At 69.3% G+C, this 15290-nt stretch carries 14 protein-coding genes; 8 read left to right on the top strand and 6 right to left on the bottom strand.

What is annotated here, in order from left to right; genetic code table 11:
* Positions 1–53: 53 nt before the first annotated feature.
* Both ACFRAQ_RS11745 and ACFRAQ_RS11750 read right to left on the bottom strand, forming a co-directional pair.
* The gene (locus tag ACFRAQ_RS11745) at positions 54–617 is read right to left on the bottom strand and encodes a hypothetical protein (RefSeq protein WP_357288128.1); all 564 of its coding nucleotides are present in this window, start codon (positions 615–617) and stop codon (positions 54–56) included.
* A 400-nt stretch (positions 618–1017) separates the two neighbouring features.
* A complete protein-coding gene (locus ACFRAQ_RS11750) occupies positions 1018–1875 on the bottom strand; it encodes a peptidylprolyl isomerase (RefSeq protein ID WP_379097692.1) in 858 nt (285 codons plus the stop codon).
* A 187-nt stretch (positions 1876–2062) separates the two neighbouring features.
* Here ACFRAQ_RS11750 and hisS point away from each other — a divergent pair, with 187 nt between their 5' ends.
* Positions 2063–3343, top strand: coding sequence for a histidine--tRNA ligase (gene hisS, locus ACFRAQ_RS11755; protein WP_379097695.1), 1281 nt, complete (start codon positions 2063–2065; stop codon positions 3341–3343).
* Between the two features lie 133 nt (positions 3344–3476).
* On the opposite strand, the gene ACFRAQ_RS11760 is transcribed toward hisS, so the two are convergent.
* A complete protein-coding gene (locus ACFRAQ_RS11760; protein WP_379097698.1) occupies positions 3477–3683 on the bottom strand; it encodes a hypothetical protein in 207 nt (68 codons plus the stop codon).
* A 293-nt stretch (positions 3684–3976) separates the two neighbouring features.
* On the opposite strand from ACFRAQ_RS11760, the gene ACFRAQ_RS11765 reads away from it, so the two are divergent.
* Positions 3977–4621, top strand: a complete 645-nt coding sequence (locus tag ACFRAQ_RS11765; RefSeq protein WP_379097701.1) for a hypothetical protein — start codon at positions 3977–3979, stop codon at positions 4619–4621.
* A 409-nt stretch (positions 4622–5030) separates the two neighbouring features.
* Entirely contained in the window at positions 5031–6032 is a 1002-nt protein-coding gene (locus ACFRAQ_RS11770; RefSeq protein ID WP_379097704.1) for a malate dehydrogenase, read from the top strand.
* 23 nt (positions 6033–6055) lie between these two features.
* On the opposite strand, the gene ACFRAQ_RS11775 is transcribed toward ACFRAQ_RS11770, so the two are convergent.
* Positions 6056–6928, bottom strand: coding sequence for a TIGR03619 family F420-dependent LLM class oxidoreductase (locus ACFRAQ_RS11775; protein WP_357083471.1), 873 nt, complete (start codon positions 6926–6928; stop codon positions 6056–6058).
* A gap of 215 nt (positions 6929–7143) precedes the next feature.
* Here ACFRAQ_RS11775 and ACFRAQ_RS11780 point away from each other — a divergent pair, with 215 nt between their 5' ends.
* On the top strand, positions 7144–7893 hold the full coding sequence (locus ACFRAQ_RS11780; protein ID WP_357083468.1) for an SDR family oxidoreductase: 750 nt from the start codon (positions 7144–7146) through the stop codon (positions 7891–7893).
* Between the two features lie 148 nt (positions 7894–8041).
* Here the strand turns inward: ACFRAQ_RS11780 and ACFRAQ_RS11785 are convergent, their stop codons facing one another.
* Together ACFRAQ_RS11785 and ACFRAQ_RS11790 are read right to left on the bottom strand one after the other, a co-directional pair.
* Positions 8042–9544 (bottom strand): hypothetical protein, encoded by a 1503-nt coding sequence (locus tag ACFRAQ_RS11785; protein WP_379097709.1) that lies wholly within the window; start codon positions 9542–9544, stop codon positions 8042–8044.
* Positions 9541–9870 carry a type VII secretion target gene (locus ACFRAQ_RS11790; protein ID WP_379097712.1) on the bottom strand — a complete coding sequence of 110 codons (330 nt, stop codon included), beginning with the start codon at positions 9868–9870 and terminating at the stop codon, positions 9541–9543. Before ACFRAQ_RS11790 ends, ACFRAQ_RS11785 begins: the two co-directional genes overlap by 4 nt.
* 227 nt (positions 9871–10097) lie before the next feature.
* Between ACFRAQ_RS11790 and ACFRAQ_RS11795 the strand changes: the two genes are divergently transcribed.
* From ACFRAQ_RS11795 to ACFRAQ_RS11810, 4 genes are all read left to right on the top strand, one after another.
* A complete protein-coding gene (locus ACFRAQ_RS11795; RefSeq protein WP_357288105.1) occupies positions 10098–11084 on the top strand; it encodes an NAD-dependent epimerase/dehydratase family protein in 987 nt (328 codons plus the stop codon).
* Positions 11085–11115: 31 nt separating this feature from the next.
* Positions 11116–12132: an Rv2578c family radical SAM protein gene (locus tag ACFRAQ_RS11800; protein WP_379097716.1), complete on the top strand. Its 1017-nt coding sequence runs from the start codon at positions 11116–11118 to the stop codon at positions 12130–12132.
* Between the two features lie 108 nt (positions 12133–12240).
* Complete coding sequence (locus ACFRAQ_RS11805) at positions 12241–14208, top strand: 2-oxoacid:acceptor oxidoreductase subunit alpha (protein WP_379097719.1); 1968 nt, start codon at positions 12241–12243, stop codon at positions 14206–14208.
* Positions 14208–15287 (top strand): 2-oxoacid:ferredoxin oxidoreductase subunit beta, encoded by a 1080-nt coding sequence (locus ACFRAQ_RS11810; RefSeq protein ID WP_379097722.1) that lies wholly within the window; start codon positions 14208–14210, stop codon positions 15285–15287. The genes ACFRAQ_RS11805 and ACFRAQ_RS11810 overlap by 1 nt, the downstream gene beginning before the upstream one ends.
* Positions 15288–15290: the final 3 nt, after the last annotated feature.

The raw sequence follows: 15290 nt of genomic DNA on the forward strand, positions 1-15290 counted from the left end.
ATCGCAAGGCGATCCGCCACGGTACACATCGCAACGGCCGAAACGACTGGTACTCAGACTCGTTCGCGGGAGCGGGCGCGTTCGCGCTCCCGCTCGTGGGCTTCCTGCTCGCGGACGCGACGCTGAGCCGCCTCCTGCTCGCGGATCCGCACGGCGTCCTGAGCGGACTGCGCCTGGCCGACTTCCATCAGCATGCGCACCGATTGCAGTTCCGGCGAGATGCCCATGCGCGAAAGATGCTGGGCCAGAGCGGTTCGCCGCTCCACCGAGTCGTACCGGGCGCCACCGCGACCGGCCTGCTGCGCGGCCATGCGGGAGGCCTCGGTCGCCGCCGAGAAGCGATCCTTCTCGAGGGAGACGCCACCGCGTTCGAGCGTGGGGCGCTCCAGGATTCGCGAGAGCTCACGGTTACGCGGATCGCGGGCCTTGGCATCGGCGGCCTCACGCAACCGGCGCTCACGGCCTTCCTTCTGGCGGGCCTCGGTGACCCTGACACGCGCTTCCGCTTCCTTCTGGCCACGTTCCCGGGTGCGCAGCGCGACAAGTGTCGCGAGCTGCAACATTTGCCTCATCATCGCCGCCGTCTCGCGGCCGATGTCGTCGAGTTCCTCGGCCATTGCCTGCTCCCCGATGCTGCAGTTGGATCACTGTGGATGATGGTGCTTCGTCACGGACATCGCTATACGAACGGTGGTTGCGCATAGGTTGTCCCGCCTGCAAACGCGGACACCCGGAGAACATGGGGCGAAGCGGCGGCCCGAGTGGGGATTGCCCGGTGGGCTTTACTTCGCCTTGGTACTCCGTTCTACGAGATTACCAGCGAAAACTCCGAAACCGCCGTACGCGCGCGTCGCGATCCAGCATATATCGCACAATTCCGGCAGGTGAGGGAAAACTCAGGATTTTCTTTGGTTAGGGAAGCCTTACGCGAGAGGTTCAACGGGACCTTCCCGAGACTTTCGCCGGAAAAGCAACGGCCCCGGCGCGATTCGCGCCGGGGCCGAAAGACCATGCTGGTCAGTTGATTTGGACCGATTGGATGTTCACATCCATGGCCGGCTTGCCATCCTGACCGCCGCCCGCGACGCCGCCCTTGGCGATCTTGTCGAGGGTGGCCAGCCCAGCCTCGTCGACCGTGCCGAAGATCGTGTACTGCGGCGGCAGTTGGGAATCGCCGTAGACCAGGAAGAACTGGCTGCCGTTGGTGCCCGGACCGGCATTGGCCATGGCCAGCACGCCGCGCTTGTACTCGACCGGGAACTGCGCGGCCTGATCGGTCTGCGCGTACTGGTCGGTCGGGTACTCGTTGTCGAATTCGTAACCGGGACCGCCCATTCCGGTGCCGGACGGGTCGCCGCACTGCAGCACCTGCAGACCCTTACCGGTGGTCATGCGGTGGCAGCTGGTTGCGTCGAAGTACTTCTGCTTGGCCAGCGACTCGAAACTGTTGACCGTGCAGGGGGATTCGCCCGGATTCAGGGTCATGGAGATCGGGCCCTGATTGGTGTCCATGGTGGCCTTCACCTGGCCGGCGGTCGTGATGTTGGCCGTCCCCGGCGCGCTCACCGTCTTGTCGGCGGGCTTCTGCGACGGACGGTACTCACAGCTCACCGAGGCCGGCTTGGCCTTCGCGGCCGGCGGGGGAGCGGCGGTCAGCGAGGCGTCGGGCGTCTCGGACGCCTTCGCGCTCGTGCTGTTGTCATCGCCCTTGGTCAGGAAGTAGATGCCGACACCGGCCGCCACGGCGACCACGACGCCCAGCGCCGACGCCGCGATGGTGAGCTGCTTGCGCTTGCGCGCCCGCTGGGCCCGGTTCTCGAGTTGACGCTCCAGCTTCCGCTTCGCCGCAGCGCGTCGCTGTTCATTGCTCGGCACTAACTGTCCCTCCGTGAACGGTCGGTATCTAATGTCTGTACAGACGGGGGCCGTCAGCACAAACGAGCCCGTCAGCCCAGCGGCCGCGGCAGACATTACCTGCATTCGCTGAGAAAAACCTACATATGAGGGCCGGGCCGGGAACCGGTTGGACTTGTCGCGCGGCCGTGGTGGAAACTTGACAATCGTGACCAAGACCAGCAGCTTCAGTGCCCCGAGGGGGGTCCCCGACTATCTGCCCCCCACCTCCGCGGAGTTCGCCGCCGTCCGTGACGGACTGGTGGAGACCGCGCGACTGGCCGGATACGGGCATGTCGAGCTGCCGGTCTTCGAGGAGACCGCCCTGTTCGCGCGCGGTGTGGGGGAGTCGACCGACGTCGTCTCCAAGGAGATGTGGACCTTCGCCGACCGCAATGGCGAGAGCTTCACCCTGCGCCCCGAGGGCACCGCGGGCGTCATGCGCGCGGTCATCCAGCACGGCCTCGACCGCGGCCCGCTGCCGGTCAAACTCTGCTATGCCGGACCGTTCTTCCGCTACGAGCGCCCGCAGAAGGGCCGCTACCGGCAGCTGCAGCAGGTCGGCGTGGAAGCCATCGGCATCGACGACCCGGCCCTGGACGCCGAGGTGATCGCCATCGCCGACGCCGGGTTCCGCACCCTCGGCCTCGACGGCTTCCGGCTCGAGATCACCTCCCTCGGCGACGAGACCTGCCGCCCGCAGTACCGCGAACTGCTGCAGGAATTCCTCATGAAGCTCCCGCTCGACGAGGAGACCCGCCGCCGCGCGCTGATCAACCCGCTGCGGGTGCTCGACGACAAGCGTCCCGAGGTCAAGGAGATGACCGCGAACGCGCCGCTCATGATCGACCACCTGTCGGAGTCCGCCAAGAACCACTTCGAGCAGGTGCTCGGCCACCTCGACGCGCTCGGCGTGCCGTACGTGGTCAACCCGCGCATGGTGCGCGGGCTCGACTACTACACCAAGACCACCTTCGAATTCGTGCACGACGGACTCGGCGCGCAATCCGGCATCGGCGGCGGCGGCCGCTACGACGGACTGATGGCCGAACTCGGCGGGCAGGCGCTGTCGGGCATCGGCTACGGCATCGGCGTCGACCGCACCGTCCTCGCGCTCGAGGCCGAGGGCAAGACCGCCGTCGACGGCCCGCGCGTGCAGGTCTTCGGCATCCCGCTCGGCGACGTCGCCAAGCAGCGCCTGGTGGTGCTGGCCGCCGACCTGCGCAAGGCCGGAATCCGCACCGACCTCGCCTACGGCGGGCGCGGCATGAAGGGCGCGATGAAGGCCGCCGACAAGTCCGGCGCCCGGCTCGCGCTGGTCCTGGGCGACCGCGAGGTCGCCGACGGCGAGATCGGGCTCAAGGACCTGAGTACGGGCGAACAGCGGCAGATCCCGCTGGACGAGGCCGTCGCCCAGGTCGCGGCAGCCCTTGCGGGCGAACAGGATTGATCGCGTAGGCGGGACCCGGCAGTACCGAGAGGCGCTGGGTCCCGCCACCCGCTCCCGCCGCACGACGGCACCTGCTCCACCGCTGCCGTCACGCGACGTGACAACTGCCGTCACGCGACGGTGACAACTGCCGTCACGCGACGGTGACAACTGCCGTCACGCGACGGTGACAACTGCCGTCGCGCCCGCCGTGACCCGTGGCGGGCGCGGCCTGGGCCGCGGCCTCGTCCCACCGCGGCTCCGACGTGCGCGGCGGCGTCAACGGCGGCCGCATCCGCCTGATCGGGTCCATCCGCATGGACAGGTGGTCAGCATGGTGGGCAGCCACCGCTTGGCCCATGGCCGGTACGGGACGCGATCAGCGGCCGCGACCCACCACGGATGTCCTCGACCGGCTGGGCTGGCTGCGACGCGACCGCTCCCGGCGGCGCGGCAGTGCCACCAGGCGGCGCGGCATGGTGTTACCTGGCGGTGCGGCATTGTTACGGCCCGGCGAACCTCCGCCGAATCCGCGTACGCGTGCGCGAATCGGGGTATGAGGTAGAGGCCAGCTGACATACCCGCGCACGCCGCACGGGCCGGTGCCCGCCGGCGGACCGCGCGAACCCTACGGACCTGGACGAATGCACCGCTGTGACTCATGAATCGACGCCGGGATCCGGCGAGGTCGGGCTCGACCTGATCGCCCCCGAACTGCTGGCCCCCGCGCTGCGCAAACTCACCCTCGCCGCGCTCGGCATCGGCATCGGGGTCGGCCTGCTGATGGCGCTGTTCGTGCACTGGCCGACCGCGCTGGCGGTGGGTCTGGTCCTGGGCGCACCGACCGCCCTGTACGCCATGGCCGTGCAACGCCGCCGGATCACCGTGTCCGGCAGCGTCATCCACGCCCGCACCTGGCGCGGCGAACGCCACCTGGACCTGGCCGCGGCCACGGCCGTGGAGATCGTCGTCCACCCCGGCAAGATCAGCCGCATCGTGCTGCGCGCCACCGCGGGCCCCGACATCCAGGTCGTGCCGCTGGCCATCTACAGCGACTCCGGCAGCGGCCGCGAACTCCACATCCTGGGCCTGCGCAAACTCGCCGACGCCCTGGCCGGATGCCCGCTCGCCGCCGCCCTGGCCATCTCCGGAATGCTGGTCCAGCAACTGCGCGCCGAGGCCCGCGACGCCAACGCCGAGGAACGCCCGCTCTACCGCGCGGTCCAGCTGGTGCGGGCCCGCGACGAGGCCGGGCCGATCATCCTCGCCGACTCCGACATCGCCGACCTCGCCCGCTGAGGCGACGCGGACCGGACATCGACCACCGACGACACGCGCGGCACGACGGCGCACGCTGCCGCGGCCCCCGGGTTGGCGTAGGCGCTGTCGAGGATGGCCGCCGCGGTACACCCGGGCCGTGTTTGCCGGTCGTCGCGCACTCCGACGTATCGATCACCGGCGACACCCGCTGCACGACGGCGCACGCTGCCGCGGCCCTCGGGTCGGCGTGGGCGCCGTCGCCGATGAACGCCGCGGTACACCCCGCCGTGATTGCCAATCGTCGCGCACTCCGCCGCGCGGCCGGGACCTGGTCGTGGCCTGTGATGTGAGCTCGCGGCCGGTGTTCCGTTGCTCACGGCCGGGCGTGACGCGGGGTGAGCGTCGATAGGGTCGAAGAGAGATCAGCCGCTATCGCGAGGAGATCGCCGTGAGCAACGTTGCGCCAGTGACCGTCACCGTGACCGGAGCCGCCGGGCAGATCGCCTACGGCATGCTCTTCCGCATCGCGTCGGGAGCCCTGCTCGGGGAGTCCACGCCGGTGCGCCTGCGGCTGCTCGAGATTCCCGCCGCCGTCGGGTCCCTCGAAGGCGTCGCGATGGAACTCGAGGACGGCGCGTTCCCGCTACTGGCCGGAATCGATATCGCCGACGACCCGTGGCTCGGCTTCGAGGGCGCGAACATCGCCATTCTGGTGGGGTCGCGGCCGCGCAGCGCGGGAATGGAACGCGCCGACCTGCTCGCTGCCAATGGCCCGATCTTCACCGATCAGGGCGCGGCCATCAATGCCAACGCCGCCGATGACGTCCGGGTGCTGGTGGTCGGGAACCCGGCCAACACCAACGCCTACATCGCCATGAACAACGCCCCCGACGTTCCCGCCGAACGGTTCACCGCCCTCACCCGCCTCGACCACAATCGCGCGATCGCGCAGGTGGCCGGGAAGACCGGGGCCGCGGCCGCCGACATCGCGCGGATCACCGTGTGGGGCAACCACTCCGCGACCCAGTACCCCGACCTGGCGCACGCCACCGTCGGCGGCCGCGACGCGCTCACCGTCATCGACGATCCCGCCTGGGTGACCGGCGACTTCGTGCCCACCGTCCAGCAGCGCGGCACCGCCATCATCGCCGCGCGCGGCGCGTCCTCGGCGGCGAGCGCGGCCAGCGCCGCCATCGACCACATCCACGACTGGGTGCTGGGCACCGCTCCCGGCGACTGGACCTCGATGGCGGTGCCCTCGGACGGCTCCTACGGCGTGCCCGAGGGACTGATCAGTTCGTTCCCGGTGACCTGCGCCGACGGCGAGTACACCATCGTGCCGGACCTGGAGATCGGCGAATTCGCCCGCACCCGAATCGATCACAGCGTCGCCGAACTGGTCGGCGAACGCGACGCCGTGATCGAGCTGGGCTTCGCGAAGAAGGCGTGATCAGCCCCGCCGGGCAGGCGTGATCAGCTCAGCTTGGCGATCACGTTGTCGCCGTACCACTTGATCTTGGTGATCTTCTCTTCCAGGGTCTCGGTGTCCTGCTCCTTTGCATAGGAGTTGCGGAAACCGACGATCAGGTCGGTGATGCCCTTCTCCTCGCAGCGCTTCACCCCGTCGGGGGTGTAGCCGTCGTAGGAGACCGCGTGGATCTCGAAGTCGCCCTTGTGGTCCCGCTCGGCGCGCAGCTCGTTGATCCGGGCCAGGTACTTGTCCAGCTCCTCGGCATTGCCGCCGGCGTGCATCCAGCCGTCGCACAGGCGGACCGCGCGGCGCAGCGCGGCGTCGCTGTGGCCGCCGAGCAGGATCGGCAGCGGCTCGGTGGGGGCGGGGGTGAGCTTGATCTTCGGGATGTCGTAGAACTCGCCGTGGTACTCGAAGTACTCACCGGTCGACAGACCGCGCACGATCTCGATGCACTCGTCGATGCGCTTGCCGCGCTTCTCGAACGGGACGCCCATGATCTGGAAGTCCTCCGGCCACGGGCTGATGCCCACGCCCAGCGCGAAGCGATTGTTGCTCAGCCGGGCCAGCGAGCTGGCCTGCTTGGCCACCAGCACCGGCGGGCGGATCGGCAGCTTGAGCACGAACGGGGTCTGGCGCAGCGTGGTGGTGGCCGCCGCGATGGCCGCCGACAGCACGAAGGTCTCGATGAACGGCTTCCCGTCGAGGAACTCGCGATTGCCGTCCGCGGTGTAGGGATACTTCGAATCCGACTCGGCCGGGTAGGCGATGCTGTCGGCCACGGTGATGCTGTGGAACCCGGCGGCTTCGGCAGCCTGAGCGAGGGGGATGTAGTAATCCGGGTTGGTCATCGCCTCCGCGTAGGTGAAGCGCATCGATCGTCCTCTCGACAGTGAGCAAGGGCCAAAAACTAGAACCGATTCTAGTTTTGTGATTGATGCTAGCGCCACCCTCGCCAAAAGGCATCAGTTCCGAGGCGATCCGGACAGTCGATCCACCCGCCGCACGCCTCGCCGCCACCGTCCCGGTAGCCGAGATGATCCGCGACCGGGGCTTGCTGGATTGTTCTGCCTCTTGTTCTAATCGCCCCATGACCATCGCCATCACCGGCTCCGGTTCCGGCATCGGCGCGGCCACCGCCGCCGCCCTGCGTGCCGCCGGGCACGACATCATCGGCATCGACCTGCGCAACGCGGACATCACCGTGGACCTCACCGACGCCGACGCCCGCAACGCCGCGGTCGAAGCGGTGCTCGAGCGCTCGGGCGGCAGCCTCGACGGCCTGATCCTCTGCGCGGGCGTCGGCCCCCAGGTGCCCGACCCCAACCTGGTGGTGGAGATCAACTACCGGGCCACCGTCGCCCTGCTCGACGCGCTGCTGCCCGCCCTCACCAAGGGCGAAAACCCTGCGGCCGTGGTGGTTTCGTCCGTCGCCTCCACCCACATCAAGTGGGAGGACAACCCGATCGCCACGGGCGCCGAGGCCGAGGCCTTCGCCCAGGCCGGGGACTACGCGGGTAGCTACGCCTACGCCGCGTCCAAGAACGCCGTCACCGTGGCCGTGCGCGAGCGCGCTGTCGAGTGGGGCGCCGCCGGCGTCCGGCTCAACACCGTCGCCCCCGGCAGCGTCGACACCCCGCTGCTGCAGGCCGGGCTCGACGACCCGCGCTACGGCGACGCCATCCGCAACTTCGTCTCCCCGATCGGCCGCAACGGCCGCGCCGAGGAGATCGCCTCGCTCATCGCCTACCTCATGGGTCCGCAGGCCGGATTCATCCACGGTTCCCAGTTCGTCATCGACGGCGGAGTCGACGCGCAGGCGCGCCCGACCGCGGTGTAACCCACCGCGGCGTGCGCGAGCGCGCCCTGAAACGGTGGCCGAGCCCGCGGGGTGTACATCCGCTTTCGGTCTCCACCGATGCCGCGGTGGTCTGGGTACCCGTCCAGATCACCGCGGCATCACCCTTTTCCGGAGTGATCGGGTTGTCTCAGAGCTGAATAGGCTCGGCAGCATCGGCCGGATCCTCGGCATCGCCGATGACTCCCGGGGCGAAGGCGCCCAGATTGCCGGTGAGTTCGCTGTCGGCCGTGGGACTTCGGTGCGGCTGCACCGTCCGGCCGTGTGGTGCGTCGCCCGCGCCGCCCTTGCCCGCGCCCGCGGCGGCGGGAGAACCCAAGAATCCCGAACCGGCCGGTCCGCCCAAACCGGGGACCGCGGCCGCGCCCGCGCCGAACGGATTCGCGGGATCCGCGACCTTGCCGCCCGGAATCGACGAACCCGGTCCGCCGGGAGCCGGCGACAGGCTGCCGCCGAGATCGCCCGCGCCGCCGCCACTTCCGGGGCCGCCACCGGCACCGGCCGCCGACGTGTCCGGCAGCCCGCTGGGGAGATCGAATGTCGACGGACCACTGGGCGCGGAAGTCACTGCCTGCCAGCCGCTTTCGAGCAATCCCTCGGCTTGCTCCAGGATCGGCCGGCCCACATTCCGCGCGAGGGCCTGGGCGACCTCCGCCGGACTCGGGCCGCCGCCCGGTCCGGCCAGCTGCCCGATCAGCCCCTGCACCCGCGCTGTGCAGACCGACAGCTCGCCGCGTGCGGTGTTCACGACCGTCACGGCCTCCCCGAGATGCCGGGTGGCCGAGGCAAGCAGCGTGGTCTGGCCGAGCGGGGTCAGGATCAGCGGGGCCAGCGCGGCGGCCTCCGTCGCGAAAGCCTGCGCGATGGCGCTGAGCTGCACGTTGCCGCACCGCACCACCGCCACGGCCTGATTCGTGATCACCGACAGCTCGACACCGCGCTGGGCCGTCTCCTGGCCGTGATCCCCGGCCCGCCTGCCCGACTCCTGCGCGCTCCGGGCAGCCTCGCCCTGCCACAGGGATTCGACCGCCGTCAGCGCGCCGCCGCCGACCCGCACCGCGGACTCGATGACCGTGGACCCGGCGCTCAGCAGCGTCGTCGGATTCAGCCGGCCCAGCACGCCGGTGCCGAACGCCCGCAGCAGCTGCAGGAAGGGCGCGAACAGCGCGTCCAGCCCCGGAATCGCGGGCAGTGCCAGGCCCTCCATCAGATCGCCGACCGGATCGGCGGGCAGCGGCGGCAGGGCGGTGGCCGGACTCGCGGCGGCCCGTGCGAACGCGGCCTGCGCGGCATTCAGTGCGGCGGGTACCCCGTCCAGTGCGGCCTGCGCACCCGCCACCACGCCGTGCGCGCCATCGAGGGCAGGCTCGACCGTGCCGCCGAGGGTTCCCGCCCCGGGCTCGTAGCCGGGGATCGGGCCGGGTGGACCGGCGACCGGCGTGCCGCCCTGGTCGGACTGCTTGCGCGCGAGCACGAACGCGGGCGGTTCGAGCGGCGACGCATCGGCGGGCAGCACGCCCACCGGCAACTCCGGAATCGGGCCGGGCGCGACATCAGCGCGCTGCGTTCCCATCGCGCCGAGGTCCGAGCCGGTCGCGGCGACTCCGATGACGCCGGAGTCGAGCGGCCTCATGCCTTGTCGCCGATCTGCCCGGCGACCGCGCCGAGCCAGCCCGCGACGTCGGCGTCGGCGCTCTCGTAAGTGGCTGCCGAACCGCAGGCCGCCTGCCCGAGCTCGGCGAAGCGGCCGGAGAGGGCGTTGATGTCGCGGTCGTGCAGGAGTTCGGCGACGGCGTAGCCGGCCAGGAAGTCCGCGCCGATGAGTCCGAAGACCGGGGTCAGGGCGGCGACGTGGGCGACGGTGTCCAGGCCGCCCTGGGCGCCGATGTCAGCGGCCACGCCCTCCTGGGCCGCCGCGAAGGCGCGGACCGCGCCGGTGTCGACCGAGAGATCGGCCATATCAGCTCCCCCCAAGCGTCATGGACATGCGAAGGGTGAATATATCCCGTCGAGAGTCCAGCCCGGCGTGGCGTTCGCGCCCACGCCGAGGGGTGGGCGCTGCCGCGTGGCTCCGGCGGGCGTGTCGGCACTATGACGCCGTCCCCATCCGACTGTGACGCCGTCCGCATCCCGCTCGTGATGTGACCGTTCTTGCAAATTAGAACAAGTTCTATATTCTTCTGACCATGAAGGTCGCAGTCACCGGCGCTGCCGGGTTCCTTGGCACCAATTTGCTTCGCCTGCTTACCGATCGCGGTCACGAGGTCACCGCCATCGACCGGGTCGCCGGTGCCACCCAGCCCGGGGTGACCTGGGTGAACGGTGACGTGCTGGATCCGGTCTCGATGCGGTCCGCGCTCGACGGCGCCGAGGTGGTCTACCACCTGGTCGCGCTGATCACCCTGGCCCACAAGAACGATGTCGCCTGGCGGGTCAACACCGAGGGTGTGCGCGTCGTCGCCGAGGCCGCGCTCGAGGTCGGCGCGCGCCGCATGGTGCACACCAGCTCCATTCACGCGTTCAACCAGTACTCCTGCGGCGGCGTCATCAACGAGCGCTCGCCGCGATCGATCGACCCGGATCTGCCGGTGTACGACCGGTCCAAGTGGCAGGGCGAGATCGAGCTCCGCTCGGTCATCGACAAGGGCCTGGACGCGGTCATCTGCAACCCGACCGGTGTGTACGGCCCGATCGACAACACCGCCTCGCGCATCAACACCACGCTGTGGGACGCCGCGCGCGGCCGGGTGCCGGTCATGATCAGCGGCGGCTTCGACCTGGTCGACGTGCGTGATGTCGCCACCGGCCTGGTCCTGGCCGGCGAGCGCGGCCGCACCGGCGAGAACTACCTGCTCGGTGGCCACTTCACCGACATGTTCCAGGCCACCCGCACCGCCGCCGAGGTCAACGGGAAGATGAAGCCCGCCTTCGCTATCCCGGCCAAGGTGATCAACGCCTGCATGCCGGTCATGGAGCCGGTGGCCAAGGCGTTCGGCAGCGACCGCATCTCCAAGGCGGCCATGGGCGCGTTGCTGGCCGCCCCGATCGTCGAACACACCAAGGCCACCGAGGAACTCGGCTACCGTCCGCGGCCCGCCGAGCAGACCATCCGGGACCTGGTCGCCTTCTACAACGGCAGGCCGATCGAGGCCGACACGCAGAAGATTGCTTGACACTCGATAGAACACATGTTCGACTGGGGTGGTGCGTTGGCAAAGGCAAACCCTCGGCGCCGATGACGGCGCGCTCCCCGGGCTCGAACGTGCGGGTTTCGTACGCAGCGTACAGACACCCGAGTTCGAGGGCATCACGTTCCACGAGGTGCTCTGCAAGAGTGCGCTGAACCGGGTGCCCGACAGTGGCGCCCTCCCGTTCAGCTGGACCATCAACCCCATGCGCGGGTGCTCGCACGCGTGCCGCTACTGCTTCGCCCGCGGCACGCACGAGTACCTCGATCTCGACGCGGGCGCCGATTTCGACTCCCAGATCGTGGTCAAGACCAATGTCGTCCCGATCCTGCGGCGTGAACTGCACAAGCGGTCCTGGCGGCGCGAACACGTCGCGCTGGGCACCAATACCGATCCGTATCAGCGCGCCGAGGGTCGCTACCGGCTGATGCCGGGCATCATCACCGCGCTCGCCGAATCCGGGACCGGATTCTCCATCCTCACCAAGGGCACCCTGCTGCGGCGGGATCTGCCGCTGCTGGTCGAGGCCGCCGGTCAGGTGCCGGTGGAGCTCGCGGTGTCGATCGCCATCCTGGACGAGGAACTGCATCGCGGGCTCGAGCCCGGCACGCCGTCGCCGCGGGCGCGGCTGGAACTGGTGCGCGCCCTGTCGGATGCCGGATTCGCCGTGAATGTCATGGTAGCCCCGGTTATTCCGTATCTGACCGACTCCCAGGCGCATCTGGACGCGCTCTTCGCCGCCATCGCCGAGGCCGGGGCGGCCCGGGTCACGGCGTTCCCCATGCATCTACGCGGTTCCACCCGCGGCTGGTTCCTGGCCTGGCTGGCCGAGGCTCACCCGGCGCTGCTGCGCCGCTACCGGCAGCTGTATGGTCGTGGAACTTCGGTGACACCGGAGTATTCTGCGTGGCTACGCGGCCGCATCGAGCCGCTGCTGGAGAAACACCGTTTGAACCGTGATCGACCGGCCGAGCCCGAGGTTCGCGCCGTCGAATCGCACACGCCCGACCCGCAGTTGGCGTTGTTCGCCTGACGGCGGTTCTTTTGATCGAAACCATTGCGCTTCACGGGTGTGTCGCGAATATTGCGGAGTAGTTTGGCGTTGGTACCTCACATCTGACGAGGGAAGTGATGCACGCGCATGGTTTCGCAGCATGACGACGACTCTGTGGTGACCGGAAATGGGGCCGGCACAGGGAAATTGGCGGTCGAGAAACTGGAACGGGTCGTCATCCGCTTCGCGGGCGACTCCGGTGACGGCATGCAGCTCACCGGTGACCGGTTCACGCACGAGGCCGCCGCATTCGGCAATGATCTTGCCACCCAACCGAATTTCCCCGCCGAGATCCGCGCACCCCAGGGCACGCTGCCCGGCGTGTCGTCGTTTCAGATCCAGATCGCGGACTACGACATCCTGACCGCCGGTGACCAGCCCGATGTGCTGGTCGCGATGAATCCCGCTGCGCTGAAGGCGAATCTGGAGGATTTGGCGCGCGGGGCGACGGTGATCGTCAATACGGACGAATTCACCAAACGCGCCCTGGCCAAGGTCGGGTACGCCGGGGATCCGCTCACCGATGACACCTTGACCGATTTCGTGGTGCACCGGGTGCCGATGACATCCTTGACGCTCGGCGCAACCGAACCGACCGGTGTGGGTAAAAAGGATGGGCAGCGCGCGAAGAATATGTTCGCGCTCGGCTTGCTGTCCTGGATGTACGGGCGGCCGATCGGCGGCACCGAACAGTTCATGCGGGAGAAATTCGCCGCCACCCCCGATATCGCCGAAGCAAATATCCTCGCATTCCGGGCAGGATGGAATTACGGCGAAACCACCGAGGCGTTCGCCACCACCTACGAGGTGGCCCCCGCGACGCTCCCGGCCGGCACCTACCGGCAGATCACCGGCAATACTGCGCTCGCCTACGGCATCGTCACCGCCGGGCAGCTGTCCGGGCTGCCGGTCTTCCTCGGCACCTACCCGATCACCCCGGCCTCGGACATCCTCCACGAACTGAGCAAGCACAAGAACTTCGGCGTGACCACCTTCCAGGCCGAGGACGAGATCGCCGGAATCGGCGCGGCCCTGGGCGCCTCGCTGGGCGGGGCGCTCGGGGTGACCAGTACGTCCGGTCCCGGGCTGGCGCTCAAGAGCGAGACCATCGGCCTGGCCGTCATGACCGAACTGCCGCTGGTGATCATCGACGTGCAGCGCGGCGGCCCGTCCACCGGTCTGCCCACCAAGACCGAACAAGCGGATCTGCTGCAGGCGCTCTACGGGCGCAATGGCGAATCCCCGGTGCCCGTGGTCGCGCCGCGCTCGCCCGCGGACTGCTTCGACGCCGCCGTGGAGGCCGCCCGTATCGCCCTCACCTACCGGACACCGGTGCTGCTGCTGTCGGACGGATCGATCGCCAATGGCTCCGAGCCGTGGGCGATTCCGCGGGTCGAGCAGCTCGCCCCGATCGACCCGGCCTTCGAACCCGCGGGCGCGCAGGACGATTCGTTCCAGCCCTACGCGCGTGATCCCGAGACGCTGGCCCGGCCGCTGGCGGTGCCCGGCACCGCGGGCCGCGCGCACCGCATCGGCGGGCTCGAGAAGGCCGACGGCAGCGGCAATATCTCCTACGAACCGGCCAATCACGAACTCATGGTGCGATTGCGGCAGGCCAAGATCGACGGCATCGCGGTGCCCGACCTGGTGGTCGACGATCCCGGCGGCCACGCCGAACTGCTGCTCATCGGGTGGGGCAGCTCCTACGGTCCGATCGGCGAGGCCTGCCGGCGGGCACGGCGGCGCGGGGTGCCGGTGGCGCAGGCGCACCTGCGGCATCTGAATCCCTTCCCGCCCAACCTCGGTGCGGTGCTGCGCCGCTACCGCACCGTGGTCTGCCCGGAGATGAACGGCGGCCAGCTGGCCATGCTGCTGCGCGCCCGCTACCTGGTCGACGTGCAGCCGTGGACCAAGGTGGCCGGCACCGCCTTCCAAGCACAGGAACTGGTCGGCGTCATCGACGCGGCCCTGGACGGCTCCATCGCGGAGATGGAGCAGGACAAGGCCTTCGCCGCACGGGCGCGCGCGACCTACCGCACCCCAGGGAGCAAGTGATGACCATTGTCGAAAACCTGCTCGTGGGAACCGATCTGGGCCTCACCGGACTGTCCGGGGTGCCGCGGGCGGCGGGCCCGCAGAAGGCCAAGGACTACACCTCCGATCAGGAGGTGCGCTGGTGCCCGGGCTGCGGCGACTACGTCATCCTCGCCACCGTGCGCGGCTTCCTGGCCGAGCTGGGTCTCGAGCGCGAGAACCTGATGTTCGTCTCCGGGATCGGCTGCTCGAGCCGGTTCCCGTACTACCTGGAGGCGTACGGGATCCACTCCATCCACGGCCGCGCCCCGGCCATCGCCACCGGGATGGCGGTCACCCGGCCCGACCTGTCGGTCTGGGTGGTGACCGGCGACGGTGACGCGCTCTCCATCGGCGGCAATCACCTCATCCACGCGCTGCGGCGCAATGTGAACATGACGATCCTGTTGTTCAACAACCGGATCTACGGCCTCACCAAGGGTCAGTACTCGCCGACCTCGGAGACCGGCAAGGTCACCAAGTCCACCCCGATGGGCTCCATCGACCATCCGTTCAACACGCTGTCGGTGGCGCTGGGCGCGGAAGCCACCTTCGCGGCCCGGGCCCTGGACTCCGACCGGGCCGGGCTCACCGAGGTGCTGCGGGCCGCCGCCGAACACCGCGGCACCGCGTTCGTGGAGATCCTGCAGGACTGCCCGATCTTCAACGACGGCTCCTTCGACGCGCTGCGCCGCGAGAACGCCGAATCACATCTGGTCCGGCTGCGGCACGGGCAGCCCATCCGCTTCGGCGCGGACAATGAATTCGCCGTGGTCCGTGACGGTTTCGGTCTGAAGGTGGCGCGCGCCGACAACGTCGCCGAATCCGACATCGTGGTGCACGACGCCTACACCGACCAGCCCGAATACGCCTACGCACTGTCGCGGCTGTCCGACCAGGACCTCACCCACGTGGTGACCGGCGTCTTCCGCAGCATCACCCGCCCCACCTACGACGACGGCGTCCGCGCCCAGCTCGGCACCGCCGTCGAACGCAAACCGGTGAGCCCGAACTCCTTGCAGGAGTTGCTCACCGGCAACGAAACCTGGACGGTCGGCTGAGTT

The organism is Nocardia sp. NPDC056611, from assembly GCF_042792755.1.
Taxonomy (GTDB): Bacteria; Actinomycetota; Actinomycetes; order Mycobacteriales; family Mycobacteriaceae; genus Nocardia.

What these genes read in the sequence shown, in the direction of transcription:
- ACFRAQ_RS11745 (WP_357288128.1), bottom strand. Translation starts at nt 617, where the DNA reads ATGGCCGAGGAACTCGACGACATCGGCCGCGAGACGGCGGCGATGATG.
- ACFRAQ_RS11760 (WP_379097698.1), bottom strand. Translation starts at nt 3,683, where the DNA reads ATGGGCCAAGCGGTGGCTGCCCACCATGCTGACCACCTGTCCATGCGG.
- ACFRAQ_RS11775 (WP_357083471.1), bottom strand. Translation starts at nt 6,928, where the DNA reads ATGCGCTTCACCTACGCGGAGGCGATGACCAACCCGGATTACTACATC.
- ACFRAQ_RS11780 (WP_357083468.1), top strand. Translation starts at nt 7,144, where the DNA reads ATGACCATCGCCATCACCGGCTCCGGTTCCGGCATCGGCGCGGCCACC.
- ACFRAQ_RS11785 (WP_379097709.1), bottom strand. Translation starts at nt 9,544, where the DNA reads ATGAGGCCGCTCGACTCCGGCGTCATCGGAGTCGCCGCGACCGGCTCG.
- ACFRAQ_RS11790 (WP_379097712.1), bottom strand. Translation starts at nt 9,870, where the DNA reads ATGGCCGATCTCTCGGTCGACACCGGCGCGGTCCGCGCCTTCGCGGCG.
- ACFRAQ_RS11795 (WP_357288105.1), top strand. Translation starts at nt 10,098, where the DNA reads ATGAAGGTCGCAGTCACCGGCGCTGCCGGGTTCCTTGGCACCAATTTG.
- ACFRAQ_RS11805 (WP_379097719.1), top strand. Translation starts at nt 12,241, where the DNA reads ATGGTTTCGCAGCATGACGACGACTCTGTGGTGACCGGAAATGGGGCC.
- ACFRAQ_RS11810 (WP_379097722.1), top strand. Translation starts at nt 14,208, where the DNA reads ATGACCATTGTCGAAAACCTGCTCGTGGGAACCGATCTGGGCCTCACC.